The sequence below is a fragment of the Pseudarthrobacter sp. RHLT3-21 genome, assembly GCF_059383495.1.
The window spans coordinates 370425-396314 of sequence record NZ_JBWZCI010000001.1 but is presented as its reverse complement, the minus strand read 5'-3'; the positions used below and the strand labels follow the sequence as shown (position 1 = coordinate 396314).

The 25890-nt window shown below is 66.6% G+C and carries 23 protein-coding genes and 2 tRNA genes; 7 read left to right on the top strand and 18 right to left on the bottom strand.

Annotated features, from left to right (window positions below):
- Positions 1-37: 37 nt before the first annotated feature.
- Positions 38-1267 (top strand): aminotransferase class I/II-fold pyridoxal phosphate-dependent enzyme, encoded by a 1230-nt coding sequence (locus AC50YA_RS01810; protein ID WP_494980671.1) that lies wholly within the window; start codon positions 38-40, stop codon positions 1265-1267.
- Complete coding sequence (locus AC50YA_RS01805; RefSeq protein ID WP_494980670.1) at positions 1267-2055, top strand: spermidine synthase; 789 nt, start codon at positions 1267-1269, stop codon at positions 2053-2055. The genes AC50YA_RS01810 and AC50YA_RS01805 overlap by 1 nt, the downstream gene beginning before the upstream one ends.
- Before the next feature lie 19 nt (positions 2056-2074).
- On the opposite strand, the gene rsmD is transcribed toward AC50YA_RS01805, so the two are convergent.
- The 4 genes from rsmD to thiL are packed head-to-tail and all read right to left on the bottom strand — an operon-like array spanning position 2075 to position 6969.
- Positions 2075-2719: a 16S rRNA (guanine(966)-N(2))-methyltransferase RsmD gene (gene rsmD / locus AC50YA_RS01800; protein WP_494980669.1), complete on the bottom strand. Its 645-nt coding sequence runs from the start codon at positions 2717-2719 to the stop codon at positions 2075-2077.
- Positions 2720-2728: 9 nt separating this feature from the next.
- Positions 2729-4996 carry an ATP-dependent DNA helicase RecG gene (locus AC50YA_RS01795; protein ID WP_494980668.1) on the bottom strand — a complete coding sequence of 756 codons (2268 nt, stop codon included), beginning with the start codon at positions 4994-4996 and terminating at the stop codon, positions 2729-2731.
- Complete coding sequence (locus AC50YA_RS01790; protein WP_494980667.1) at positions 4986-5996, bottom strand: DAK2 domain-containing protein; 1011 nt, start codon at positions 5994-5996, stop codon at positions 4986-4988. Before AC50YA_RS01790 ends, AC50YA_RS01795 begins: the two co-directional genes overlap by 11 nt.
- 22 nt (positions 5997-6018) lie before the next feature.
- Complete coding sequence (gene thiL, locus AC50YA_RS01785; RefSeq protein ID WP_494980834.1) at positions 6019-6969, bottom strand: thiamine-phosphate kinase; 951 nt, start codon at positions 6967-6969, stop codon at positions 6019-6021.
- 212 nt (positions 6970-7181) lie between these two features.
- On the opposite strand from thiL, the gene AC50YA_RS01780 reads away from it, so the two are divergent.
- Positions 7182-7685 (top strand): DUF3515 domain-containing protein, encoded by a 504-nt coding sequence (locus AC50YA_RS01780; RefSeq protein WP_494980666.1) that lies wholly within the window; start codon positions 7182-7184, stop codon positions 7683-7685.
- Positions 7686-7716: 31 nt separating this feature from the next.
- On the opposite strand, the gene AC50YA_RS01775 is transcribed toward AC50YA_RS01780, so the two are convergent.
- From AC50YA_RS01775 to leuC, 6 genes are all read right to left on the bottom strand, one after another.
- On the bottom strand, positions 7717-8865 hold the full coding sequence (locus AC50YA_RS01775) for a D-alanine--D-alanine ligase family protein (RefSeq protein WP_494980665.1): 1149 nt from the start codon (positions 8863-8865) through the stop codon (positions 7717-7719).
- Between the two features lie 2 nt (positions 8866-8867).
- Complete coding sequence (locus tag AC50YA_RS01770; RefSeq protein WP_494980833.1) at positions 8868-9917, bottom strand: NAD(P)H-dependent glycerol-3-phosphate dehydrogenase; 1050 nt, start codon at positions 9915-9917, stop codon at positions 8868-8870.
- Positions 9917-10684, bottom strand: coding sequence for a lysophospholipid acyltransferase family protein (locus AC50YA_RS01765; protein ID WP_494980664.1), 768 nt, complete (start codon positions 10682-10684; stop codon positions 9917-9919). Before AC50YA_RS01765 ends, AC50YA_RS01770 begins: the two co-directional genes overlap by 1 nt.
- Before the next feature lie 10 nt (positions 10685-10694).
- Complete coding sequence (murA, locus tag AC50YA_RS01760) at positions 10695-12020, bottom strand: UDP-N-acetylglucosamine 1-carboxyvinyltransferase (protein WP_494980663.1); 1326 nt, start codon at positions 12018-12020, stop codon at positions 10695-10697.
- A 216-nt stretch (positions 12021-12236) separates the two neighbouring features.
- Entirely contained in the window at positions 12237-12839 is a 603-nt protein-coding gene (leuD, locus tag AC50YA_RS01755) for a 3-isopropylmalate dehydratase small subunit (protein WP_494980662.1), read from the bottom strand.
- A 9-nt stretch (positions 12840-12848) separates the two neighbouring features.
- Positions 12849-14303, bottom strand: coding sequence for a 3-isopropylmalate dehydratase large subunit (gene leuC / locus AC50YA_RS01750; RefSeq protein WP_494980661.1), 1455 nt, complete (start codon positions 14301-14303; stop codon positions 12849-12851).
- Positions 14304-14416: 113 nt separating this feature from the next.
- Here leuC and AC50YA_RS01745 point away from each other — a divergent pair, with 113 nt between their 5' ends.
- Together AC50YA_RS01745 and AC50YA_RS01740 are read left to right on the top strand one after the other, a co-directional pair.
- A complete protein-coding gene (locus AC50YA_RS01745; RefSeq protein WP_494980660.1) occupies positions 14417-15136 on the top strand; it encodes an IclR family transcriptional regulator in 720 nt (239 codons plus the stop codon).
- A gap of 47 nt (positions 15137-15183) precedes the next feature.
- Positions 15184-15723: a DUF1697 domain-containing protein gene (locus tag AC50YA_RS01740; protein ID WP_494980659.1), complete on the top strand. Its 540-nt coding sequence runs from the start codon at positions 15184-15186 to the stop codon at positions 15721-15723.
- 5 nt (positions 15724-15728) lie between these two features.
- Here the strand turns inward: AC50YA_RS01740 and AC50YA_RS01735 are convergent, their stop codons facing one another.
- The 4 genes from AC50YA_RS01735 to AC50YA_RS01720 form a co-directional block, all read right to left on the bottom strand.
- Positions 15729-17345, bottom strand: a complete 1617-nt coding sequence (locus tag AC50YA_RS01735) for a GTPase (RefSeq protein ID WP_494980658.1) — start codon at positions 17343-17345, stop codon at positions 15729-15731.
- Positions 17342-19105 (bottom strand): dynamin family protein, encoded by a 1764-nt coding sequence (locus tag AC50YA_RS01730; RefSeq protein ID WP_494980657.1) that lies wholly within the window; start codon positions 19103-19105, stop codon positions 17342-17344. The genes AC50YA_RS01735 and AC50YA_RS01730 overlap by 4 nt, the downstream gene beginning before the upstream one ends.
- A gap of 160 nt (positions 19106-19265) precedes the next feature.
- Positions 19266-19341, bottom strand: a tRNA-Glu gene (locus AC50YA_RS01725).
- Between the two features lie 143 nt (positions 19342-19484).
- A tRNA-Gln gene (locus AC50YA_RS01720) sits at positions 19485-19556 on the bottom strand.
- A gap of 318 nt (positions 19557-19874) precedes the next feature.
- On the opposite strand from AC50YA_RS01720, the gene AC50YA_RS01715 reads away from it, so the two are divergent.
- Entirely contained in the window at positions 19875-21269 is a 1395-nt protein-coding gene (locus tag AC50YA_RS01715) for a hypothetical protein (RefSeq protein WP_494980656.1), read from the top strand.
- An 8-nt stretch (positions 21270-21277) separates the two neighbouring features.
- Here the strand turns inward: AC50YA_RS01715 and AC50YA_RS01710 are convergent, their stop codons facing one another.
- Genes AC50YA_RS01710 through AC50YA_RS01695 form a run of 4 tightly spaced genes read right to left on the bottom strand, consistent with a single transcriptional unit; the run spans position 21278 to position 25179 of the window.
- The gene (locus tag AC50YA_RS01710; protein WP_494980655.1) at positions 21278-22015 is read right to left on the bottom strand and encodes an HAD family hydrolase; all 738 of its coding nucleotides are present in this window, start codon (positions 22013-22015) and stop codon (positions 21278-21280) included.
- Positions 22015-23529, bottom strand: coding sequence for a glutamate--tRNA ligase (gltX, locus tag AC50YA_RS01705; protein ID WP_494980654.1), 1515 nt, complete (start codon positions 23527-23529; stop codon positions 22015-22017). The genes AC50YA_RS01710 and gltX overlap by 1 nt, the downstream gene beginning before the upstream one ends.
- A 20-nt stretch (positions 23530-23549) precedes the next feature.
- Entirely contained in the window at positions 23550-24326 is a 777-nt protein-coding gene (locus AC50YA_RS01700) for a fumarylacetoacetate hydrolase family protein (RefSeq protein WP_426990437.1), read from the bottom strand.
- 55 nt (positions 24327-24381) lie between these two features.
- Complete coding sequence (locus tag AC50YA_RS01695) at positions 24382-25179, bottom strand: MBL fold metallo-hydrolase (protein ID WP_494980653.1); 798 nt, start codon at positions 25177-25179, stop codon at positions 24382-24384.
- Positions 25180-25278: 99 nt separating this feature from the next.
- Between AC50YA_RS01695 and AC50YA_RS01690 the strand changes: the two genes are divergently transcribed.
- Positions 25279-25887, top strand: coding sequence for a hypothetical protein (locus AC50YA_RS01690; protein WP_494980652.1), 609 nt, complete (start codon positions 25279-25281; stop codon positions 25885-25887).
- Positions 25888-25890 lie beyond the last annotated feature (3 nt).

Sequence of the window (25890 nt, the reverse complement as noted above, 5' to 3'; positions counted from 1 at the left end):
AACCTACCGCATGGGGCGGCCGGGATACCATGACTGGATGCATCCACCACGGGACCTTTCAACGCCCGCCGCGCCTGCCCCGTGGCAGCGCGCGGCCTCAGGCGCCAACCTGCTGGGACCTGCCGGCCGGCTGGGCGTCACCATCTTCGAGGAGATGACCACCCTGGCGGCACAGACCGGCGCCATTAACCTCGGGCAGGGCTTTCCGGACGAGGACGGACCGCTGGAAATCAAGGCGGCCGCGATGGCCGCCATCGAAGCCGGGGCCAACCAGTACGCGCCCGGCAAGGGCATCCTGGAACTGCGTGAGGCCGTGGCTGCCCACCAGGAACGGTTCTACGGGCTGACCCCGGATCCGCAGACCGAGGTCATCATCAGCACCGGCGCCACAGAGGGGATCGCGGCAACGTTGCTTGCGTTCGTCGGCCCCGGCGATGAGGTGCTGACCTTCGAGCCGTTCTATGACTCGTATGGCGCCGTCATCGGCCTGTCCGGCGCCACCCACGTCACGGCCCCGCTGCTGGCTCCCGACTTCTTCCCGGACATGGCGGCCCTGGAAGCGGCCTTCACCGACCGCACCAAGGTGGTGCTGTTGAATAACCCGCACAATCCCACCGGCGCGGTCTTCCCCCGCCACATTCTTCAGCGCGTCGTCGAGCTTGCCGCGAAGCATGACTGCCTCATCATCACCGACGAGGTGTACGAGCACCTCACCTTCGGCGCCCAGCACATTCCTGTGGCCACCCTGCCGGGGGCAGCTGAGCGGACCATCACCCTCTCGTCCGCCGGAAAGACCTTCTCCTTCACCGGCTGGAAGATCGGCTGGCTGACCGGCCCGGATCACCTGGTGGCGGCGGTCCGCACGGTCAAGCAGTTCCTGACCTACAGCTCCGGTACACCGTTCCAGGCTGCCATTGCGACCGGCCTGGCACTGCCGGATGAGTTCTACCAAGGCATTTCGGCCACTCTGCGGAAGAAGCGGGACATCCTCAGCGAAGGCCTGCGCGCCGCAGGGTTCGACGTCTACACGCCGCAGGGCACATATTTCGTCAGCGTGGACACCGCGCCACTTGGCATTGGCGACTCCGTGGACCTGGCCCGCAGGCTGCCCGGGCTGGTGGGAGTAGCCGCGATCCCCGTCCCGGTGTTCTGCCACCCGGAGGGCGCGGAACGGACACGCAGCCTGCTCAGGTTCGCGTTCTGCAAGAAAGTTGAGGTCCTCGAGGAGGCCGCTGCAAGGCTGGCGACCCTGAGCGGAAAGCTCTGATGGCGGATCCAGGCGGCATACGTTCCACGCGGTTCCTGCGGACCACTGGACAGCACGCCTCGATTGAGCCCGATGCCTTCACCGACGGCGGCTACGTCCTGAGCATCGGCGGGGCCGAGCAGTCCCACGTTAATCTGGCGCACCCCGAGGAGATCTTCTACGAATACCTGCGGCGGATCGGCCATCTGGTGGATCTCGCCGCTCCCGAAGGCCAGCCGATCACGGCCCTGCATCTTGGGGCCGGGGCGCTGACCCTGGCCCGCTATGTCCAGGCGACCAGACCCGGATCCGTCCAGTACGCGGTGGAGCTGGAACGGGAACTCCTCGACTTTGTCCTGCAGCAACTCCCGCTGCCTGGCGGAACCGACCTGCATACCGTCATCGGCGATGCCCGCGACGCCCTGGCGGACCTGCACCCGGAACTTCAGTTCGACGTCGTGATCCTGGACATCTTCTCGGGTCCGGAAGCCCCGGCCCACATCGCCTGCCGGGAGTTCTACCAGGAGGCCCGAGCACGCCTCGCACCGGAAGGGTTGCTGATCATCAACGTGGGCGACGAACCGGGCCTGACACTGGTGCGAAGCCAGGCCGCCGCCATGCGCCGCGCCATGACGGACGTTGCCGCCTTCGCCGAAACCGGGATGTTCGCGGGCCGCTACCCCGGCAACATCATCCTCGCCGGAACGCAGACGCCCTGGCCCGAAGCGTGGACAGCCGAACTGACGGCACGCGGCCCCCACCCCGCGAAGGTTCTGGCCGGCGTGGACCTCGATGGGCTCGCCGGCTGAGCCAGGACTCCCCTGCACCTCAGGCGTTCCGCGCCTCGCCGGGCGCCTGCTCCTGCTCCCGCTCCTCAATAACAACGTCCGGCGCGACGGCGTCAGGCACAAACGGCTCCGCGAACCAGAGCCGGGTTTCGCCGTACTTCTTCTCGGCAAACCGTTCCAGGCCGGCCGGCCAGAACGGCTCCGGAGAGCGCGAGGAGCGCTCCACCACCACCACGGCCGCCGGAGCCAGATGATCGGCGAGTTTACCCAGCACAGCCGACAGGGCAGGGTCATCCAGCGGATACGGCGGGTCCAGGAACACCAGGTCCCAGCTGGCCGTCTCCGCCGCGCGCTCCAGGAAGGACTCCACCTTGGACCGGTGGACCGTCACACCTTTGCGGCCCAGCACACCGTTGATCAGGTCCGCGTTGCGTTGGCACACGGAAGTGGCCTTGGCATCGAATTCCACAAGGTCAACGGCATCAGCGCCCCTGCTTCCGCTCTCCACCCCCAACGATCCGGACCCTGCGTACAGGTCCAGGACCCGGGCGCCGGCGATGATCCCGAAGGCGTCGAGCCGGGAGAACAGCGCTTCCTTAACGCGGTCGGTAGTGGGCCTGGTCAGGGAGCCGGGGACGCTGACCAGCGGGGTCCCGCCTGCGGCGCCCGCGATGATGCGGCTCATGGCCGCCTCCTATCCGCGCTCAAGGAACGCCTCCTTCTCGGGGTTCAAGTACTCGTCAATGGCCTCTGCCAACCGCGGATGCCGCGCCAGGGCCGGATCCGAGCCCACAATTTCCTGGGCGTCCTGGCGCGCCTGCGCGATGATGTCCTCGTGCTCCAGCACCCGCAATAGTTTCAGGGTGGAGCGGCCGCCGGACTGCGACGCGCCCAGGATGTCGCCCTCGCGGCGCAGCTTCAAGTCCTCCTGCGACAGTTCGAAGCCGTCGGTGGTTGCTGCCACGGCGTCCAGCCGGCGCCGGCTCGGGTGCCCGCGTTCCAGGCTGGTGACCAGCAGGCATGTTCCGGGAAGCCCGCCCCGACCCACCCGGCCGCGCAGCTGGTGCAGCTGCGAAATGCCGAAGCGGTCGGCGTCGAGGATCACCATCAACGTTGCGTTATGGACGTCGACGCCGACTTCGATGACGGTGGTGGAGACGAGGAGCTTGGTCCGGTTGGCGGTGAAGTCCGCCATCGCTGCGGACTTCGCGGCAGGGTCCAGGCGGCCGTGCATCGGCCCCAGCGGCACACCGGCCAGGGCCGGCTCCTGGTGGAGATGTTCGACGACGGCGGTCACCGACGCGAGCTCCCGCGCGGCGCCGTCGCCCGCCAGGTCAGCCGCGGAAGGTTCCGCTTCCCCCGGGCTGAAATCGCCGTCGTCGTCCGTTCCGATCCGGGGGCACACCACATAGACCTGATGCCCGGCGTCGATCTCCTCACGGGAACGGGACCAGATGCGGTCTGCCCAGCCGGGGTTCTCGGCGAGGCCCACCACATGCGTGGAAATCGGTGCCCGGCCTGCGGGGAGCTCGTCCAGGATGGAGGTTTCGAGGTCACCGAAGACCGTCATGGCCACGGTTCGTGGAATCGGCGTAGCCGTCATGACCAGCAGGTGCGGCGGCTTGTTGGCCTTTGACCTGAGGACGTCCCGCTGCTCCACGCCGAACCGGTGCTGTTCGTCCACCACGATCAGGCCAAGGTCGTAGAACGCGACGTTGTCGCTGAGCAGCGCGTGCGTGCCGATCACGATCCCGGCCGCGCCGGACGCGGCGTCCAGCATGGCCCGTTTCCGGGCGGCCGCGGGCATGGAGCCGGTGAGGAGGGCGACCTGCACGGCCCCTTCGGCCAGGCCGCCCAGCAGCATCGGGTCGCGGGACAGGGCGCCGAGGGTCCGCCGGATGGAGTCGAAGTGCTGGGCGGCGAGGACCTCCGTTGGCGCCAGGAGCGCAGCCTGCCCGCCGGCATCCACCACCTGCAGCATGGCCCGCAGCGCGACGATGGTCTTGCCCGAGCCGACCTCGCCCTGCAGCAGCCGGTTCATGGGGCTGTCCTGCGCCAGTTCCGTGGCCAGAGTTTTTCCTACGGCGGCCTGGCCGGCGGTGAGCGTGAAGGGAAGCTGCCTGTCGAACGCCGTCAGCAGCCCGTTGGTGGCCGGCCGCCGCGCAGTGGCTTCCTCGGCCGCAAGCTGGGCACGGCGCCGTGCCAATGCTGCCTGCAGGACCAGGGCCTCCTGGTAGCGCAATCGCTCCTGGGCCTTGTTCCAGTCAGCGTGCGATTCCGGCTTGTGGATGAGCCGGTAGGCCTCGGACACCGGCAGGAAATCCTCCCGCGCGACGACCGTCTCCGGCAGCGGATCCGGCAGGGCGCCCAGATCCACGGTTTCCAGGAGCGTGGAGATGACTTTCTGAATCGACCAGCTGGTGAGCTTTGCGGTGGCCGGATACACCGGAATCGGCATGGCAGCCAGTTTTTCAGGGTCCACGGCCGGCATGTCCGGGTCCTCGTCGAGGAGGTGGAAGTCCGGGTTGGTCAGGCCCAATGACGGGCCGTACCGGGTCACCTTTCCGGAGAACATCACGCGCCGGCCGGGCAGGAGCTGGGCTTGGGCCCGGTAGCCGCTGAAGAAAGTGACCTTGAGCGTGCCGTGCCCGCTGCCGGGGCCGACTGAGGCAAGGCGCGGACGGCCATGGGAGGCGGCGTCGTCGGTGATCACGACGTCGGTAATGGAACCGCGGCGGGTATGCATCTTGCGGGTGCTGCTGGAGAGCACCCGCGCAATGAGGGTGACCTCCTCGTCCACGGGCAGCTCGCTGATGGGGGTCAGCTCGCCACGGTTCAGGTAACGGCGGGGGAAGTAGTTCAGCAGGCCACCCACTGTGGCGATGCCCAGGTGCTTCTCAATGGCCGACGCTGACCGTTTTCCGATCAGGTGTTCCAGGCCCAGGCCGAGTTCAGCGCTCATGCCCACTGGAGTTCACCGGAGCTGGTTCGGGATCGCGGGCCATGGCGAGTTCGCTGACCGAAATGTCGCTGGGTTTGCCGAGGGAACGGATCAGGGCGACCGCGGGTGCGGCGTCGGGGACGTGGACGTGGACGCGCCACCGGTAGCTGCCCTCAGCATCGGCCAGGCTGTCCACCTGGCTCATGATGACGGACTCGCCGATCTCGTCGAGCCGCTGGCGCAGTGTGGCCGCGCTGAGCGGCGAAAGGCTGATGGTACACATGACCTCAACGCCGTCGTCAACCGGCATGTCGGCATGGATGTGGGGGTCCTGGACGTCATAGCCGTGCAGCCCGTCGAGGAGTTCGCCCTGCAGTTCTTCGCCCAGGACGGCGGAGCGGAGGCAGTCGAGGATGAGCAGCATGCCAACGCCCCCGGCATCGACCACATGCGCGGCTTCAAGGGCGGCCAGCTGGCTCTCGGTGCTGACTACTGCTCTCAGCGCGGCGTTGACGGCAGCGTCGAGGGCTCTGCCCAGGGCCTGGTTGCTGTCGTCGCCGTTGTGTCCGGCTTCCACTGCAGCGGCGGCCCGGGCGGCTGCTTCCATGACAGAAAGCATGGTCCCTGGTACGGGATCGCTCAACGCGGACCAGGCCCGGATCTGGGCGCGGTTCAGCGCGGCGGCCAGGAGGGTTGACGTCAGGCGTGTGTGACCGGCGAGTGGCTCGGCCGCGGCGCAGAGAAAGACTGAGAAGAGGGTTCCGGAGTTGCCGCGGGCCTGCTCCATCGCGGCCCTGCCGGCGCGCGCCAGCACTGCTCCGACATCCGCCTGGCCGGCGTCAGCGGGGACTGCCGTGCTCTGGCCCGCAGGGTCGCTGTGCAGGGCACGGGCTGCTGCCCGAACCGTGAGGTAAAGGTTGGTGCCCGTGTCACCGTCCGCCACGGGGAAGATGTTGATGGCATTGAGGCGGTCGCTGTGGTTGGCAATGGCGGTTTCGGCCTTGTCCAACCACCGCTTCATCGCTTGCGCGTTGGCGGCAACCTTAGTCTGCAAAGTGATCCCATCCCCCGGTGCCAGCGGCGTGGCCCGCAATTGTGACGCCCGGAGGTGTGGAGCTTTCCGGGGCTTGCACTGAGCCTATCGCAGTGAATCCGGCAGGCAGCTGAACGCCGGCCGGGAATGTGGCCAGCAGCCCGTGGTCCTCTCCGCCACCCAGCACCCAGGCCATGGGGTCAGCCCTGAGAAGGTCCGACGCCGGCCGCAGGGCTTCTGCGAGGGGTTTCAGTGCCGCGGGGTCAAGGTCAAGCACCACGCCGCTGGCGAGGGCCAGCCGGGTTCCGTCGCGGACGAGGCCGTCCGAGATATCCAGCATGGCCGTGGCGCCGGCCGCCATAGCCGGCGGCCCGGCGGACAGGGGCGGCCGCGGCCTGCACTGCAGTTCCACGAGCGCCCGCTGCGCCGGCGCCAGCGACTGCACGGCGTTCTCCGATTCCAGCAGCGCAAGTCCGGCTGCGGCCCGGCCCACCGTCCCGGCCAGGGCCACGACGTCGCCGGCACGGGCCCCTGATCGCAGGACCGCCGTGCCGCCAGCCAGTGAGCCCAGCACGGCGACGGTCACGGAGATTTCCCTGCCGCGGCCCAAATCACCCCCTGCCACCGAGCAGTAAGTGGCCCCCAGTTCCCTGATTCCGGCAGTGAGGCCGTCGGCCAGGTCCGCCACCCAGGTAACGGAAGTTTCGGGCGGCAACGTCAGGCTCACCACCAGCGACATGGCCACGCCGCCCATGGCGTTGATATCGCTGAGGTTCTGGGCTGCCGCCTTCCACCCGACGTCGAAGCCCGTGGTCCGGTATCCGTTGGGCCACTGCAGCCGGAAGTCCTGGTCCTGCACCTGGGTATCGATGCTGATTACTGCCCTGCCATCCGGAGCGGAGACGATGGCGGCATCGTCTCCCGGGCCCAGCAGGGTTGCCGAACCGTGCGTTCCGCCCATTTCCAGCCGCGGAAAGATCCGGGCCAACAATTCGGCTTCGGACAATGCGGCAACAGTCAGCGTTTCTTCAGTTAAGGGAATTTCAGGCACGCCCCTACGCTACAGCGCGGCGCCGACATTGCTGATCCGCCCCCTTGCCTATGAGGTGCTCTCAACCGGCGCACGGCCTACGCGCGTCCCGCTCCACACGGCGGCGGCGCTACGCTGGACAGATGCGCAATCCTCGTTTTTCCTTGCCTGTCCGCGTGTCCGGAATCCTGGTGACTGCGACCCTCACTGGAGCGGTTCTTTCCGCCTGTGCCCCCGTTGTGGATGTCACCGCCGCCGGCGATGCGGCGAACCCGGCGTGCGCGCCGATGATGGTGGCCCTTCCGGACGCCATCGGCGACGCCGCCCTGCGAAAGACCAACAGCCAGGCCACCGCGGCCTGGGGGGACCCTTCACAGGTGATCCTGCGCTGCGGCGTTAACGTTCCAGGCCCGACGACGGACCGGTGCGTGAGTGTCAACGGCATCGACTGGGTCATCAAGGAGGGCGATCCGGTCTGGACGCTGACTACCTTCGGCCGCGAACCCGCCACGGAAATCCTGATGGATCCGGAGAAGATCAGCTCCGCAACGGTCCTGGCTGATCTTTCCGCCTCCGCCGGAAAGATCCCGGCCAGCCGGAACTGCGTGGGTCAGGAAGACCTGCAGAAGCTGCCCTCCAGCAAGTAGGTCTCGGCCAGCTCGACTACCAACCCACCGGTCAGCGCAGGCCGGTCTTACGGTTCAAGGCCAGGTAGATCAGCTCATCGATCAGGTCCGCATAATTCAGGCCCGATGCTGCCCACATCTGCGGGTACATGCTTTTTGGCGTAAACCCCGGCATGGTGTTGATCTCATTGATGATCAGTTCGCCGTCGGGCGTATAGAAGAAGTCGACGCGGCTCAGGCCTTCGGCCCCCACGGCGTCAAAGGCAGCTGCCGCGAGTTCACGGACACGCACGATCGCTTCCTCGGGAATCTCGGCGGGGCAGCTCAGCGCGGCGGCGTCGTCCTCAACGTACTTCGCATTGAAATCGTAGAATTCATGCGTGCCTGCGGCGACGGAGATTTCACCCGGCATAGAGGTCCGGGGGGAATCGGTCCCGCGTCCTTCCAGGACGGCGCACTCAATTTCACGCCCTACGATGCCCGCCTCGATGACCAGTTTGAGGTCGTGGCGTCGGGCTTCCTCGACGGCGGCGTCGAGTTCCTCAAGCGAGTCCACTTTGGAGATCCCCATGGACGAACCCGCCCGCGCTGGCTTGACGAACACTGGAAAGCCAAGCTGGTCCACCTGCTTGCGGACGGCCTCCGCGTCCTTGACCCACTGCCGGTCCGTCACGGCAATGTACGGACCCACGTGTAGCCCGGCTGCCTCGAACACAACCTTCATGTAGTGCTTGTCCATGCCCACAGCCGATGCGAGCACTCCGGCGCCGACGTAGCGGGTGTCGGACAGTTCCAGGAGTCCTTGGATGGTTCCGTCCTCGCCAAAGGGACCGTGCAGCAGCGGAAACACAACGTCAACCGTGCCGAGTTCCTGCGGTACCTGGTTCGGTGCGGCGACGATCAGCTGGTGCTCGCCGCCGATCTCGGCCAGTGTCACTGTTTCCGATGACGGCGGGACCTCCGGAAGCGACGACGCGGACAGCGACCACTGGGCGGTATCCCCCGCAGCCAGCACCCACTGCCCCGATTTGGCGATGCCGATGGGGATGACATCGTACTTGTCTTTGTTGATGGCGCCCAGGACGCCGGCGGCGGTCACGCAGCTCACGGCATGCTCGCTGGACCGGCCACCAAAAAGCACCGCCACGCGGGGTTTGGCCCGGGGGGCTGGATCCGCTGCGGTCAGGTTATCGTCGGACATCGTCAGTAATCGCCTTCGGGTTTCAGGTCCCGGGCCAGCAGCAGCGGCCCCAGTTGGTCAACGGATAGTTTGCCGGCCAGGACGGCTACGACGGCGGCGGTAATGGGCATTTCGACGCCCAGTTTCCCCGCAAGTTCATGCACGGCCGGGCCGGATTTGATGCCTTCGGCGGTTTGGGTCATCTGCTGGGCCAACTGCTCGAGGGTAAGTCCCTGGCCCAGCATCCGGCCAGCCGTATGGTTCCGCGACAGCGGCGAGGAACACGTTGCCACCAGGTCCCCGAGGCCGGCGAGACCGGCCATGGTCCGGGCCTCGCCACCGAGGGCAAGGGCGAGCCTGGACGTTTCGGCCAGGCCCCGGGTGATCACGGAGGCCTTGGTGTTGTCCCCCATCTGTTTACCTTCACAGATGCCCACGGCCAGCGCGATGACGTTCTTGACGATGCCGCCGATTTCAACGCCGACCACGTCCGCCGTCGTGTAAGGACGGAAGTACGGCGCGGTGCAGCTCCTCGCGATCCAGCCTGCGGCCGCCGCGTCGGTACAGGCCACCACGGAGGCCGTGGGTTCCTCGCGGGCGATCTCCATGGCCAGGTTGGGGCCGGAAACCACTGCGATGCGGTCCGCGGGAATCCCGAGTTCGTCGCTGATGACCTCACTCATGCGGGCGTCCGTGCCGAGCTCCAGGCCCTTCATCAGGGACACCACCATGGCGTCAGCAGCGATCAGCTCTTTCCATTCACGGAGCTGGAGGCGCAGTGACTGGGCCGGAACAGCGAGGACCACGAGGTCCGCGCCCGACAGCGCGTCACGGACGTCCGTGGACGCGGTGATGCCGGGCGGCAGTTCGGTGTCCTTCAGGTACTGGACGTTGCGGTGGGAGCTGTTGATCTGTTCCACCACTTCACTGCGCCGGCCCCAGATCCGGATGCTCCGCTGTTCCCCCGCTGCGTCCGCTGCATCGGCGAGGATCTTGGCGAAAGTGGTTCCCCAGGAACCGGCTCCCAGGACGGCGACAGACCGGGCGGAACCCTGGCGGCGTCCGTCAGCCATCACGTTGCATCCGCCGCGTCGTCAGGATTTCCCCGCTCAACGAAGCGACCGTGCGTGGCTTGATTGTGCTTGGAGGGGTCCCAGCGTTCAGCGGGAGGATCCTCCCCGCGGATGCCGGCGAGCAACTCGGTGACGGCATCCATGATCGTCTCAGTGGCCGCGGTCAGCGTTGCTTTATCCAGTGGCCGGTTGGCGTACTGGCTGAGGTCAACGGGCTTGCCCACCATTACGCGGGACGTCTTGCGCGGGAAGAGGTGGAACCGCTTCGCATACCGCGGGAACACCTCATGGGCGCCCCAGTGCGCAATCGGTACCACGGGAATGCCCGCTTCCAAGGCGAGGCGGGCAGCACCGGTGTGGCCCTTCATCGGCCACAGGGCGGGATCGCGGGTGAGAGTCCCTTCGGGGTAGATGATGATGGCCCCGCCGTCGGCCACAATCTCCTGGGCGAGCTGCAGCGAGCGGTTCGCTCCCGCCGTCGAACGTTCCACTGGGATCTGCCGGGTGGCCCGCAGGACCGCGCCCAGGACCGGAACCTTGAACAGCCCGGCCTTGGCCAGGAAGTGCGGGGCGCGCTTCTGGTTGTAGAGAATGTGCCCCACGATGAGGGGATCGATTTCCGTGCAATGGTTGGGCGCGGCAATAAATCCGCCGGCGGGGAGGTTTTCAAGGCCTTCCCACTTCTTGTTCATCATTGCGTTCAGCACCGTGCGCACGATGGCTGCGACCACAACGAATGTGGCCTGGCTCTTGGCCGATTCCTTCACGTACCCACCGCTACTTTGCCGAGGTGACGTCGAAATCGGCGCCGAGGCCGGCCAGCTTTTCGGTGAAACGTTCGTAGCCGCGGTTGATGATGTCGATCCCGGTCACGCGGGACGTGCCGGATGCGGCCAACGCAGCGATCAGGTGGCTGAAGCCGCCACGCAGATCGGGGACGTCGATGTCGGCGCCCTTGAGCTGGGTGGGGCCGGAAATGACGGCGGAATGGAGGAAATTTCGCTGGCCGAAGCGGCACGGCACACTACCCAGGCACTCACGGTGCACCTGGATGCTGGCGCCCATCCGAATGAGTGCATCTGTGAAGCCGAACCTGTTTTCATAGACGGTCTCGTGGACGATCGAGACGCCTTCAGCCTGGGTCAGGGCCACCACCAGCGGCTGCTGCCAATCGGTCATAAAGCCGGGGTGAACATCCGTTTCCAGGACCAGCGGATTGAGCTTGCCGCCGCGGTGGTAGAAGCGGATGCCGTCCTCGCCGATGTCCATGCCGCCGCCTACCTTCCGGTAGGTGTTCAGGAACGTCATCATGTCCCGCTGCGAGGCGCCCTCGACGAAAATGTCACCGCGGGTCACCAGGGCTGCCGAAGCCCACGACGCCGATTCGTTGCGGTCGGAGAGGGCGCGGTGGTTATAGCCGCCCAGGTCCCGGACGCCTTCAATGCGGATGGTCCGGTCGGTCTGGACGCTGATGATGGCGCCCATCTTCTGCAGCACGGCAATGAGGTCGATGATCTCAGGCTCGGTGGCGGCGCCGGAAAGCTCGGTGATCCCTTCTGCGCGGGTGGCGCTGAGCAGTACCTGTTCCGTGGCGCCGACCGACGGATAGGGCAGATTGATCTTGGCGCCATGCAGGCCCTTGGGGGCCGAGATATGAATGCCGCCCGGGCGCTTTTCCACCACGGCGCCGAACTGGCGGAGCACGTTGAGGTGGTAGTCGATGGGCCGGTCGCCGATCTTGCAGCCGCCAAGGTCCGGAATGAAGGCCTCACCGATCGCATGGATCAGGGGTCCGCAGAGCAGGATGGGGATGCGCGAGTCACCGGCGTGGGCATCGATCGCAGTGCTCGGGGCGGTTTTGGCCGCCTTCGGATCCAAGGTGAGGTCACCGCTGACGGGATCCTTGACTACTGTCACCCCGTGCAGCTGCAGGAGCGAGGTGACAACCTCGACGTCCTTGATCTCCGGAACATTCCGCAACACCGACGGCTCGTTGCCCAGCAATGCTGCCACCATTGCCTTGGGAACTAGGTTTTTGGCCCCCCGGACGCTGACGCGGCCTGTAAGCGGGACTCCGCCGCGGATTGTCAGAACACTACTCATATACCGGTTTCCTTACGATTACTCGCCCCAAAATCCTTGCAAAGGCTCCAGCTAAGCATAGGAGGTTGCGTTACCGAACCGAAATACGGCGTGCCCAGCGCCGTCGTTACTTCCCCCCGTCGCGGCCATCAGGAGAGATGCATCGCGGGGTCACCTACGGCCCGTCCTGGGACCTGACATGGGCCGCAAGTGACCCCGCGATGCCCCCAGCGGTGCTCAGGAAAGGCGGGCCGGAAGCGTGGTGGGCTTGAAGGCGGGGCGGGTGGCCTCGTACGCGGTGATGTCCTCTTCGTGCTGGAGTGTCAGGCCAATATCGTCCAGGCCTTCCAGGAGGCGCCAGCGCGTGTAATCGTCGATTTCAAAGGGCGCCGCGATGCTTCCGCAGCTGACGGTCTTGGACGGCAGGTCAACGGTGACTTCGGTGCCCGGGGCGTTTTCCAGTTCCTTCCAGATCAGCTCGATATCGTCCTGGGCCAGCTCGGCAGCCAGCAGCCCCTGCTTGCCGGAGTTGCCGCGGAAAATGTCAGCGAAACGGGATGACAGGACGGTCTTGAAGCCGTAGTCCTTTAGGGCCCAGACGGCGTGTTCACGGGACGAACCGGTACCGAAATCCGGGCCCGCCACCAGGACGGAGCCGGCGTTGAACGGCGCCTGGTTCAGGATAAAGGCAGGATCCTTGCGCCAGGCGGAGAACAGTGCGTCCTCGAAGCCGGTACGGGTGATCCGCTTGAGGTAGACCGCGGGGATGATCTGGTCCGTGTCAACGTTGCTCTGGCGCAGCGGGACGCCGATGCCGGTGTGGGTAATGAACTTTTCCATGGCGGCCTCCTAGGCTGCGTCGGTGCGGATGGCGGCGGATTCGGGAGCCGGATCGAGGTCCGACGGCGAACTCAGGGTGCCACGGATGGCTGTGGCCGCTGCCACCACCGGCGAAACCAGGTGCGTGCGGCCGCCCTTGCCCTGACGGCCTTCGAAGTTACGGTTGGAGGTCGAGGCGCAACGCTCCCCCACCTCCAGCTGGTCCGGGTTCATGCCCAGGCACATCGAGCAGCCGGCGAAGCGCCACTCGGCGCCGAAGTCCTTAAAGACCTTGTCCAGCCCTTCGGCCTCCGCCTCGAGGCGAACGCGTGCCGAGCCCGGCACCACCAGCATCCGGATGTTGGGGTCCTTCTGGCGGCCACGGATGATGTCCGCGGCGGCCCGGAGGTCCTCCATGCGCGAGTTGGTGCAGGAGCCCAGGAAGACCGTGTCCACCCGGATATCCTTCATTGGCGTCCCGGCCGTCAGCCCCATGTACTGCAGGGCGCGTTCGGCGGCCGCCTTGGCGTTTTCGTCGCCGAAGTCCTCCGGGGACGGCACCTTGGAAGAAAGCGAAACGCCCTGGCCCGGGTTCGTGCCCCAGGTGACAAACGGCTCCAGCGTGTTGGCGTCCAGGTCCACCTCGACGTCGAACGTCGCGTCGTCGTCGGTCCTCAGTGTGTTCCAGTACTCAACGGCGGCATCCCAATCCGCGCCCTGCGGCGCGTGCGGGCGGCCATCCATGTAGTCGTAGGTGATCTGGTCCGGTGCCACCAGGCCGGCGCGGGCACCGGCTTCGATGGACATGTTGCAGATGGTCATCCGGGCTTCCATGGACAGCGCGCGGATGGCGGAACCGCGGTATTCCAGGACGTATCCCTGGCCGCCGCCGGTGCCGATCTTGGCAATTACGGCCAGGATGATGTCCTTGGCGGTGACGCCCGGGCGCAGGGTGCCTTCGACATTGATGGCCATGGTTTTGAACGGCTTCAGGGACAGTGTCTGGGTGGCCATGACGTGCTCCACCTCGGACGTGCCGATGCCCATAGCCAGGGCACCGAACGCGCCATGGGTGGACGTATGGGAGTCGCCGCAGACAACGGTCATGCCGGGCTGGGTGAGGCCAAGCTGCGGGCCAACAACGTGCACAATGCCTTGTTCCGCGTCGCCGAGCGAGTGCAGGCGGACGCCGAACTCCGCGCAGTTGTTGCGCAGCGTCTGGATCTGCGTGCGGCTGGTGAGATCGGCGATGGGCTTGTGGATGTCCAGCGTGGGAGTGTTGTGGTCCTCCGTGGCGATGGTGAGGTCCGGGCGGCGCAGCTTGCGGCCAGCCAGGCGCAGGCCCTCAAAGGCCTGCGGAGACGTCACCTCATGGACAAGGTGAAGGTCAATGAAGAGGAGGTCTGGCTGGGCGTTAGCTCCTTCGCCGTCGCCTTTGCGCACCACATGTGCGTCCCAGACTTTCTCGGCCAGTGTCTTTGCCACGGCCATCTCCCTTCACTGCTGTTTGGCTGTTTGGTTCCACTGAACCAGCAGGGCTGCAATATGTGCCAGTCCAAAGATTTGCATCTCAGATAATGAGACGGCAATATCATTACATGGACAATTCTAGTGGAGTCGGCGTCATTGATAAAGCGGCCCATGTGCTTGATGCATTGGAGGCCGGACCCACCACGCTCGCGCAGCTGGTGGCCGCCACGGGCCTGGCCCGGCCCACCGTGCACAGGCTCGCCTTGGCCCTGATCCACCACCGGCTGGTGAGCCGCGACATCCAGGGTCGGTTTGTCCTCGGCAGCCGCCTGGTGGAGCTTGCCTCCGCCGCCGGCGAGGACCGTCTCATCGCATCCGCCGGGCCGGTCCTGATGCAGCTGCGCGACGCCACCGGCGAAAGCTCCCAGATCTTCCGCCGCCAGGGCGAATGGCGTATTTGCGTCGCCTCCGCAGAACGCCCCATCGGCCTGCGCGACACCATACCCGTGGGCACCAAACTCTCTATGAAGGCCGGCTCCGCCGCACAGGTGCTGCTCGCCTGGGAAGACCACGACCGGCTCCTTGAAGGCCTGCAGGCCGCGCGATTCACGCCTACTGTGCTGGCAGGCGTACGACGGCGGGGCTGGGGCCAGAGCCTCGGCGAACGCGAGCCCGGGGTCGCCTCAGTCTCGGCCCCGGTCCGGGGACCGTCCGGACGCGTCATCGCCGCAGTCTCGATCTCCGGCCCCATCGAGAGGCTCACCCGCCAGCCGGGCCGCCTCCACGCCGAGGTGGTCTGCAACGCCGCGCGGCTCCTCACCGACGCCCTGCGCAAGGGCAACGACTGAGGCCTCGCCTCCGTCCAGGCGTGGCTGCCCGCAACTAGGCTGTCGGCATGAACAGCTACGCAGTCTTCCTCCGCGGGATCAATGTCGGCGGGATCAACATCAAGATGGCGGACCTCAGGAACGCCCTTGCATCGCAGGGGTTCGCGGACGTCAAGACACTGCTGGCCAGCGGTAACGTGGTGCTTGCCAGCGACGAGGATCCTGCCGCCGTCAAACGGACGTTTGAGAAGTGCCTGCGTGACGCGTTCGGCTACGACGCCTGGGTGGTGGTTTTGACGGCCCAGCGGGTCTCCGAACTCGTGGCGGCCTGCCCGTATCCGGCGAACGACAAGGCAACGCACACCTACATCACGCTGGCCTCAGACACCGCCATGCTCGATGAGCTGGACGCGGCCGGCGCAGCCCTTGACGGGACTGAGCAGAAGCGCCTCGGCCCGGAGGCACTGGCCTGGCTGGCTCCGGCCGGCGGGACGTTGGACAGCCCCTTCAGCAAGATCTCGTCCAAGGCAAAGTTCAAGGCAACCACCACCACCCGGAACCTGCGGACGCTGATCAAGGTCAGTGACGCCGCAACCGCCCTGGCGTAGCGGCCTTAGTTTCCGGCCGCAGCCTTCAGCGCCGCGTTGAAGGACGCGAGCCTGCTGACCTCAACTTCCGCCGGCTCCACCACGAAGTCCCGGGCAACCTCGCCCACCGCTGCCCGCAGCCGTTTCCTGGCCCTGGCTGCACGCGCCCTCGCGGCTCCTGACCCAATGAACTTTCCGGTCAGCGCCAGGAAGATCCCCAGCGCCACCCCGCCGGCAATCATCAACGTCGGCACCGGCCAGCCTTCCACCTTCGGAACCTCCGGGACGGGCAGTTGGAGATAGCCGAGCCCTGCCAGCACGCCAAGCCAGCCCAGGCCGCCCAGAACCGTCAGCAGCGCGAGCCACTGGACCACGTTGAATACTCCCCACCACCATGACTTCCGGGACGCCATCAGGTCCGTGCCCGCGATGGCCTGGTCCAAGGCATCCGGCAACGCGTCCCGCCCTTCCCGGGCAGCACCCCGGATCGCCGCACGCCACGGTCCGGGTGCGCCCGCACTCGCCGCGTCCGCAAACTCACGGACAGCAGCATCCGTCCGGGCGCGTTCCGGAGCTCCCGCTGCCGGGAGCGACGTCCGGTTAAGTTGGGACGGAGAAGAACTTCTCAGATTGAGCCGGCGGAGCGGATCCGGCCGGAACCGCACCAGCCACCGCGTCGCCGGCCACCCCGTGCGGCGCGTCGACTCGATGCGGTAGGACCGGGCGACTGCGTCCACCACCACGGGCACATTGGCAGCTGTCGCCAGCTCATCGGTGAGCCGGGATCTCGATGCCGGTCTGACACCGGCGGCTTCCCCAACGCCTGCGGCTTCCCGGAGCTGCCCCGAGGCCCGCGAAACGTCCGCGGCCAGCCGCTGCGAAACCGCCTGGCGCTGCACCACCACATGTCGGATGGCGCTCCGGACCTTGTCCACGCCCGTTCCCTTCAAGGCGGATGCTCCCAGGACCTGCACTTTGCCGAGCCCGTCGCGGGCAAGGATCCCTTTCAAGGACTCCAGCACAGGCTGCACGTCCCGTTCGGGCAACCGGTCCACCTGGTTGAGGACCACCAGGGTCACGGCGCCATGTGCGGACAGGGGCGCCAGGAAATCGTTGTGGACTGCCGCATCGGCGTACTTTTGCGGATCCAGAACCCAGACCAGGACATCGACCAGGCCAACCATGCGCTCCACGATCTCGCGGTTCGCGGCCCTGGTGGAATCGAAGTCCGGCAGGTCCAGCAGGATCAGCCCCGTACCCTCATCCGCGAAGCCTGCCACGGGCTCGGCATGGTGGCGGTTGCGCACCTCGAGCCAGTCCAGCAGCGGCTCGCTGCCGTCCGCGCCCCAGACACCTGCCAACGGTTCCGACGTCGTGGGCCGGCGGGTGGCCGCCGTCGCGATTTCAGCCCCGCTGACCGCGTTGAAGAGTGACGACTTGCCACTGCCAGTGGCACCGAAGAACCCAACAACGGTGTGATCAGCCGAAAGTGACCGCCGGGAGCTCGCGCGCTCGAGAAGCTGGAACACCTCCTCGAGTGCGGCGTCCGGCAAGACGCCTTCGGCGAGTTCGCGGGCATCGTTGAGGGCTTGGAGCCTGCGGTCCAGCTGCGACGCTTCACGGGCAACGCTGTGGCGGCTCATGCCTTGTCCGCCAGCCGGGCCAGTGCAGCGGCGTGGTCGGTCAGGATCCTGCCGGTGTCCGTGCCGCCCGCCGGCAGGCGTTGGAGAAACTTCTGCTGCTCTGCCCGCAGGAGGCGTTGGCACCGGGCATGGAGGTCATCCCGTGCCGTCTGCGCAAGCCGGCGCACCGCGTCTTCGCCGAACACTGCTTCGAGCAGTTTCTGGCCGACGACGGCGGTACCGCCCGCCAAGCCGATTTCCAGCCCTGTGAGGCCCGCGGTCATGGAAAACACCACGATCATCAGCGCGGCGCCCAGTCCGTTAATGCCGAAGGAAAGCCATCTGGCCTGCGTGCGCTTGCCTTGCCCCTCCGTGCGGATCAGTTCCATCAGGCCTGCCTGCCACGCCCGGATCTCCGCTGCGGCCACATCGGCAAACCCGGGGCTGGTGCCGGACAGATCGTCCGTCCCCAGGAGCTCGCGGCCGGCCGGGTCCGAGCGCCACCGCTGGTCAGTCTCTTCGCCGGCGTTGGCGGCCTCGTCCAGGATGACGGCCTGCAACCCCGTTTCGATGGCGGCCTCAACCCGTACGGCCGGTGTCGGTTCGCCCCGGAAGAACGCTCCCACCCGGTCCCGCAGCCGTCCGATGTTCTGTTCCAGCGCCCGGAAGAATTCACCTGTTCCGACGAAGTCCTGCCAGCGAGCCAGTACTTCCCCGCGGAGCAGGGCGCCGTCCTTTGTAGCGTCCAGGATCCGGGTTCCGGCATCGCGGTAGGCGGCCTCAGCGTCTGCACGGAGCGATGCCGCGGCCCGCTCCTGCCCCTGGACCGCGCGCGCCACGGTGCCGACCCGCCCGGCCAGCGCCTTCACCGTCCCGTTGAGGGTCCGGCGGGCAATTTCAGACCGCCCTTCGGCGTCGGCTGCAAGGTCCTGCAGCCAGCGCCGCAGCGGTTCCACGGCGGCGGCTGGCAGCATGCCGAGATGGTCCAGGTCCGTCTCCGGCACAATGAACAGCCGGGCATCGCCGAGGCCTTCCTTTTGCAGCAACGCACGGAGATCGGTGCTGACTTCGGCTTCCGCGTCCGCCGGCACACGGTCCAGGACCACGGCCACCATGATGTCCCGCGAGGACGCGTTCAGAAGAAGCTTCCACGGGACTGCGTCCGCATAGCGGTTGGCAGTGGTCACAAAAACCCAGAGGTCCGCGGCGGCCAGCAATTGACCGGCCAGCCTGCGGTTATCGTCGGAAATGGAGTCGACGTCGGGAGCGTCAAGCAGCGCGATCCCCCGCGGAACAGCCTGGTCCGCCACCAGCACCAGGGAGGAAATGGCCTCCGCATCCGGTGTTGCCCCGGCCCGGCTGGCCGGGACGGGTTCCGTGGAGACGGTGCCCCTGATCCGGTTGAGCGTGGGCAGCACACGTTGGCCTTCGAACCAGCCGGCATCGGCCGGGTGGTGCAGCAGAATGGGCTGCCGGGTGGTGGGCCTGATGGCGCCGGAGCGTGTGACCGGGTGCCCCACCAGAGCGTTCACCAGCGTTGACTTGCCGGCGCCGGTGGAACCTCCGACGACGGCAAGCAGCGGTGCGTCCAGGCTGCGGTACCGCGGCAGGATGTAATCGTCCAGCTGGGCGACAGCGTTCCGCGTGTCCTCGCGTGCCTGTTCGACGTCCGCAAGGGAGAGTGGCAACAACACCGCGGAAAGATCCTCACGCACCGACTCGAGTAGTGCTACGGCCGGCTTCGGGTTGGGCGGGCCAGCCTGCGATTTCGGTGCGCGCATAGGCGGCAGAGGCTGCTTGGGACGAAGCCCGTCTGAGGAGGTCACAGCATCATCATGCCAGTTGCGGCAGCTTTTCCACCGGGCCCCTGTTTTGTCCTGATACCGGCACGGCGGACTCCACACGAAAGACGGCCCCGGGCTGGTGCCCGGGACCGCTCGTTGGTGACCCCAGCGGGATTCGAACCCGCGTTACCGCCGTGAGAGGGCAGCGTACTAGGCCGCTATACGATGGGGCCGCGTACTTCCGGGAAGTTTTCACTTCCGACCGGCGCTGGGCCGGTTTGCTAAGTGAGTATTTCATACACTCAGCGCGCGTTTCAAATCGGCGAACCGACGTGAAACCACTGATTTGCCGCGGTTAGCCTGCGACCAAACAGAGCTGGGATACCAGGACTCGAACCTAGAATGACGGTACCAGAAACCGTAGTGTTGCCAATTACACCATATCCCAATGATACTTTCGGGCCGGAGTTTCGGGCTTCAAGCCGCGCTCCGTGCGCCTCAGCACGAGAAATTACTTTACCCGAGACTTTGGGCTGGCACAAATCGGCGACTTTGGGCTGGCACAAATCGACACTGGCGGCCTGATCTCCGAAACCCTTGCCAGATCCCCCGGACTAAGTTTACTCTCGGTAAGTTACTAGAGAGTAACCACCCGCCTGCCTTCGCTGCAGGCAACTCGGAATTTCGATTCTCGTCCGAGCTGCCGCATGGTCCAGGTGGGTGGCCGGCAGCTTTCACTGCTGGCGAACCGTCGAGAGGACCCACCGTGACACAAAGTCGTGCCGCCGCGCCCACCAAGACCCGAACCCGGGCACAGCAGCTCACCATCGCTGTCCTGGCCCTGATGCTTATTGCTTTGCTTGGCTTTTACACCCTGGTCACCGGCAGAATAACCGACGGATCAGCCAAACTGCTGGACGGCGCGGGCCAGGCCTCGGCTGGCGCTGAGCAGCTCAAGGACGGTGCCGGCCAGCTGGCGGCCGGCGCGGGCAAGGCAGACAGCGGCGCCGGCAAGCTGTCCTCCGGCGCTGACAAAGTCTTCCTGGGTGTCAGCGAGAAGCTGGCACCGGGCGCTGAAAAGCTGCAGGCCGGCGCCGACCAGCTCGCCGTTGGCGCTGTCAAGATCGAGACTGACGTCAACAACAAACTCGCGCCCGGCGTCTACAAGGTGGACGATGGCGCCCGGAAGCTCGCCGCCGGAGCCACCCAGCTCGCCGCGGCACTAACGCCTACGGCCACCGGAAACGCCGAGAACAACCTGGCGGACGGCGCTACTGCCCTGGACGCCGGCGCGGCCCGCCTGGCCTCCGGAACCGGCGAACTGGCCGCCGGAACGGGCCAGCTGAAGGGCTACCGGGGAGCGAACAACTCCCCCGAGGCAGGTACCGGCACCGCAGCCCTGGCGCAGGCCCTTGAACTGCTGGAGGCCGCAGCCTCGGACCCGCTTCAGGGCCTGGCGCCGCTGGCCGTTGTCAAGGACAAGATCGCCAAGATCACCGCTGGAGCCCACAAGCTCGACGCCGGCGCGCAGCAACTGCAGGCTGGCGCCGGGAAGCTCAATGACGGAGCAGCACAGCTGCATACGGGAACAGGGCGCCTCACCGCCGGCTTCGCCACGTTGGGTGAGAAGCTCAACAGCCGCGATCCCAACAAACCGGGCGTTGTGCTCGGCACCGAACTGCTGGCCGCCGGAACGTCCCAGATCCGCACCGGAATGGACGGCGTGCCCGGCAATGCCGACCGCCCGGGCCTGATCAATGCCGTGGCCAAGATCACTGAGGGCAGCTCACGGCTGGCGGACGGCACGCTGGCTTTAAATGCGGGCATCAAGGGCGATCCGGCCGATCCCGGAAACCCCGGCCTGCTCCAGGGCTCCCAGGCACTGGCTAGCGGCGCTTCGGAGCTGGCTACAGGCAACACCAAGCTGGCCTCGGGATCGACGGTGTTGGCGACCGGGGCCGAGAAACTTGCTAACGGCAATGCCCGGATTGCGGATGGCACGGACACCCTGTACTCGAGCGCAGCCGCCATCTCGCCCACCAGCATGGTGGGGAAGTCAGATACCGCCGTTGCCGTCGGCCTGGTAGCTGTGCTCGTGTTCGGATCCGTCGGCATCTACATCGTGCTGTGGAATAGGCGAAGGCTGCAGCCTGCGGAGTAACCGGCCCGTCAGCCCAGCAGCTGCGATAGCGAGGTGACCTTGTGACCGGCGAAATCCGGCGCGGTCTCCCCCACCCTGTTGAGCCAGACCCCTACCAGGCCTGCCGCCGTCGAACCTTCAGCGTCCAGCAGCCGGTTGTCCCCCACATAGAGGGTCTCCTCCGGCGCGGTCCCCAGCAGTCGGACGCCTTCGAGGTAGATGGCTGGCTCAGGTTTGGCTACCCCTACGGTGTCCGTGCCAACCAGACGCACAACGCGTTCCAGGCCGGCGCCGTCGAGCTTGGCCCGCTGGTAGTCGTGCACGTTGTTGCTGACGGCACCGTAGCGGATACCGGCGGCGTCCAGCACGTCAAGGAGCGGCAGTACGTCCGCGAAGGCCCGCACATAGCTGGGCTGCAGCCGGCTGTAGGCCGAAAGCCACCCGTGCGCTTCTTCGCCGTCGGCAAGTTCCACCCCGAAGTGCCCCAGGGCCGCGCGTCCCCGGAGGAGGCGCTGATCGTTGAAGGTCAGCTCCCCCGCCAGGTACCTGTCGTAGTAGTGCGTGGTCTCGTGCGTGAAGATCCTGCCGAAGCGCTCCCAGCCGGTCTGGTCCAGGCCGGGCAGGAGGTGCTCGCTGACCTCACGCAGGGCGGTGGTCATGGCGTACTCAAGATCCACCAGGGTGTCGTCGATGTCGAACAGGACGCCCCGGATGGTCCCGAAGCGCGTCTTCAGGACTCCGTCAGCAGTGGTGCCTGTGATAGACATCAGCCGCGGAAGGTGCGGAGCCGGCTCAGGGACGAATCCTTGCCCAGGATCACCATGGATTCGAAGAGCGGCGGCGAGATCCGGCGCCCGGAGATGGCGGTGCGGACCGGACCAAAGGCCAGCCGCGGCTTCAGCCCGAGGTCCTCCACGAGTGCCTGCTTCAGGGCCGTCTGGATCTCCTCCGGGTTCCAGTCCTGAACAGGCTCAAGGGCCGTAAGGGCGGCGTCCAGCACTTCGGTCAGGTTCGCGGGCAGGCCCTTGCGGGCATCGTCTGCGACGTCGATCGCGTCGTCGGCCTTGAACAGGAAGGCGAGCATCTCCGGGGCCTCCCCCAGCAGGGTGATCCGCTCCTGGACGAGGGGTGCAGCCTCGGTGAGGATCTCCTCCTCCCGGTCCGTGAGGATCTCACCTACCAGGTCCGCGGCCCGGAGGTACGGCACCAGGCGCGCACGGAAATCGGCCGCCTCAAGCAGCCGGACGTGCGTGCCGTTGATCGCCTCTGCCTTCTTCAGGTCAAAACGTGCCGGGTTGGCCAGCACGTCGTGGATGTCGAAGTGCTCCACCAACTGCTTGACGGTGAAGATGTCCTCGTCGGCGCTCAGGGACCAGCCCAGCAGGGACAGGTAGTTCAATAGGCCCTCGGGGATGAAGCCGCGTTCGCGGTGCAGGAACAGGCTGGATTCGGGGTCGCGCTTGGAGAGCTTCTTGTTGCCCTGGCCCATGACGTACGGAAGGTGGCCGAACTCCGGCATGTACTCGGCCACGCCGATGGCGTAGAGGGCACGGTACAGGGCGATCTGGCGGGGCGTGGAGCTGAGCAGGTCCTCGCCGCGCAGCACATGGGTGATTCCCATCAGGGCATCGTCCACCGGGTTCACCAGCGTGTACAACGGCGCGCCGTTGGCACGGACCACCGCGAAGTCCGGCACTGAGCCGGCCTTGAACGTGATCTCGCCGCGGACGAGGTCCTTGAACGTGAGGTCCTCGTCCGGCATCCGCAGGCGCAGCACGGCCTGGCGGCCTTCGGCCTTGTACTGGGCCAGCTGTTCCTCGGTGATGTGCCGGTCAAACCCGTCATACCCCAGCTTGGGGTCCCGGGAGGCCGCACGGTGGCGGGCTTCGATTTCAGCGGGCGTGGAGTAGGACTCGTAAATGTGGCCGCCGGCCTTCAGCCGCCCGATGACATCCTGGTAGATGTCGCTGCGCTGGGACTGGCGGTACGGCTCGTGCGGGCCGCCCACTTCGACACCCTCGTCCCAGGTGATGCCCAACCACTTCAGCGCGTCCAGCAGCTGGTGGTAGCTTTCCTCGCTGTCCCGCGCCGAGTCCGTGTCCTCGATGCGGAAGACCAGGGTGCCCTTCGTGTGCCGGGCATAGGCCCAGTTGAACAGCGCTGTGCGGATCAGGCCGACGTGCGGGGTGCCCGTGGGTGACGGGCAGAACCGCACCCGGACCGGGGTATCGGCAGTGACGGACGGGATGGCGGCAGGGTTCAGCGCAGAGGCAGTAGTCATAGTGGTTCCAACTTTACCCGTCAGCGGCGGACCACCGGGTTGGACAGGCGGCCGATGCCCTCGATCTCCACGTCATAACGGTCCCCCGCGGTGACGAGGTCGACGCCGGCCGGGGTGCCGGTCATGATGACGTCGCCGGGGAGCAGTGTGAAGGCCCGGGACACGATGGAGACGATTTCGCGGACGCCGCGGATCATCTGGCTGGTGCTGCCGTCCTGGCGCAGTTCGCCGTTGAGCCAGCCCTTGATGGCCAGGTCTTCGGTGTCCAGCTCGGTCTCGATCCACGGTCCGAGGGGTGCCGACGTGTCGAAGCCCTTGGCCCGGGCCCACTGCAGGTCCGTTTTCTGGACGTCGCGGGCGGTGAGGTCGTTGCCGCAGGTATAGCCGAAGATGACGTCGTCGACGCGATCTTCCGGGACGTCCTTGCAGATCCGGCCGATGACCACGCACAGCTCGGCCTCGAACGAAACTTCGTCTGAGAATTCCGGCAGCACAATGGGGTCGCCGGGGCCGATGACCGAGGTGTTCGGCTTCAGGAACAGCAGCGGCTGCTGCGGAACTTCATTGCCCAGCTCGGCGGCGTGCTCGGCGAAGTTGCGGCCCACACCGATCACCTTGCTGCGGGGAATGATCGGCGCCAGGAGCCGGACGTCTTCGAGCTTGTGCTTGACGTGGGTGCGCTCCACCCCGTTGAAGAAGGGGTCGCCGTTGATGACAGTGATTTCCTCACTGCCGGGCTCGCCTTCAACAACGCCGTAGAGGGGATCAGAATCGACTACAAACCGAGCAATACGCATGGTTGCTAGCCTACCGTCTTGAGCGGCCACCCCTGCCCTGCGTCACGTTGTGCTGTCAGGCCTCAGCCTGCCCACGCAGGTAGTCGAGCTGCGCGGCCACCGACATTTCGGCCGCGCGCCGGACGGAAGGTTCGACGTCGGCGTACACGGCGTCTGCCACGTCCGCCACTGATGCGTCCCCGCCTAGCCGCACCAGCGCCGCGCGGATCTGCGCCAGCCTCTCGTGCCGGTGATCGCGGTAGGCGCGGGTAATGGCCGCAAGAGACGGAAGCACCGGGCCGTGGGCCGGCAGGACGGTGGCCTGGCCAAGGGCTTCAAGCCGGTCCAAGGACTCGAGGTAGTCCCCCAGCCTGCCGTCCGGGTAGTCCAGCATTGTGGTGCCGCGGCCCAGGATGGTGTCACCGGTCAGTACGGAACCGTGCTGACCGTCGTCGGGAAGGTGGAAGCAAACGGAATCGGAGGTGTGGCCAGGCGTGGCCAGGACCTGGACCGTCACTCCGGCCGCCTGGATGGTTTCACCATCTTGGAGGGGCTCGCCGCCGCCGTGGCAGTGCCGGGGATCGGCCGCTCGGACCGGGGCGCCGGTGAGCTCATGGAGCCGCAGGGAACCCGCTGTGTGGTCGGCGTGCCGGTGTGTCACAAGAATGAGTTCCACGGAGCCTGCGTCCGCCAGGCGGCGGAGGTGGCCTTCGTCCGCGGGGCCCGGATCCACAGCCACGGAGGTGCTGGCTCCGGGGGCGGAGATGAGGTATGAATTGGTGCCGTCCAGGCTCATGGGCCCGGGGTTGGGTGCCAGGAAGAAAACCGTCAGCAGGCTGCCGGTATGAAGAGGGCCGCTCGAGGTGGAGTTCACTGCACCATCTTCGCATCAGGCGGGGCACGGAATAACCTCACCCCCGGCGCGGGTTATGGCTGGTGAACCCACCGCCCAGAGAGAGCAGCCAGCACACCTATGAGCACTTCATCCACCATCTCGTTGTCCGACCTGTTGTCAGGCGCCGACGCCGCGGGACACGACCACGCAGTGGCAGAGAAGAACAGCGGCCTGCAGCACATCCACAACCACGCGACGGGCGCCATTGTCTGGTTTCCCACGTGGCAGAAGTTCCGTGAGACCACCGACTGGCCGTCCGCTGTGGCAGAACAGGAAGCCTTGCTTGCTGCCGCCACGGACGACGGAACGCCGCTTGAAGAGGCAGCCGCCGCCCTGCTGGAGCAGCAACTGAACCTCCTGCTGGAACGCGCCGCAGTATCCGCGGATGCGAATGTTTTTGTTCAGGACAACCTCACGCCGCATCTGACCGGAACCTGGGCCATCGGCGACGCCGTGGCACGCAAGTCCGGCGCGGCACTCACCACAGGAACGCCGTCGGCCGCCTTTGGCGCATACCCCTACCAGGTGTACGCCCAGGACGGCGGCGCCTTCGCCACCGCACTCTGGAACGACGTCATCGATGCCCGCCGCAACCGCGCACTGGCCGACGAAGCGGCGCGCAAGGCCCTGAAGCCGGTCTCCCGCAAGGCGCTCAAGAACGCTGCCCGGAAAGCCGCCCGCCGCTAAAGA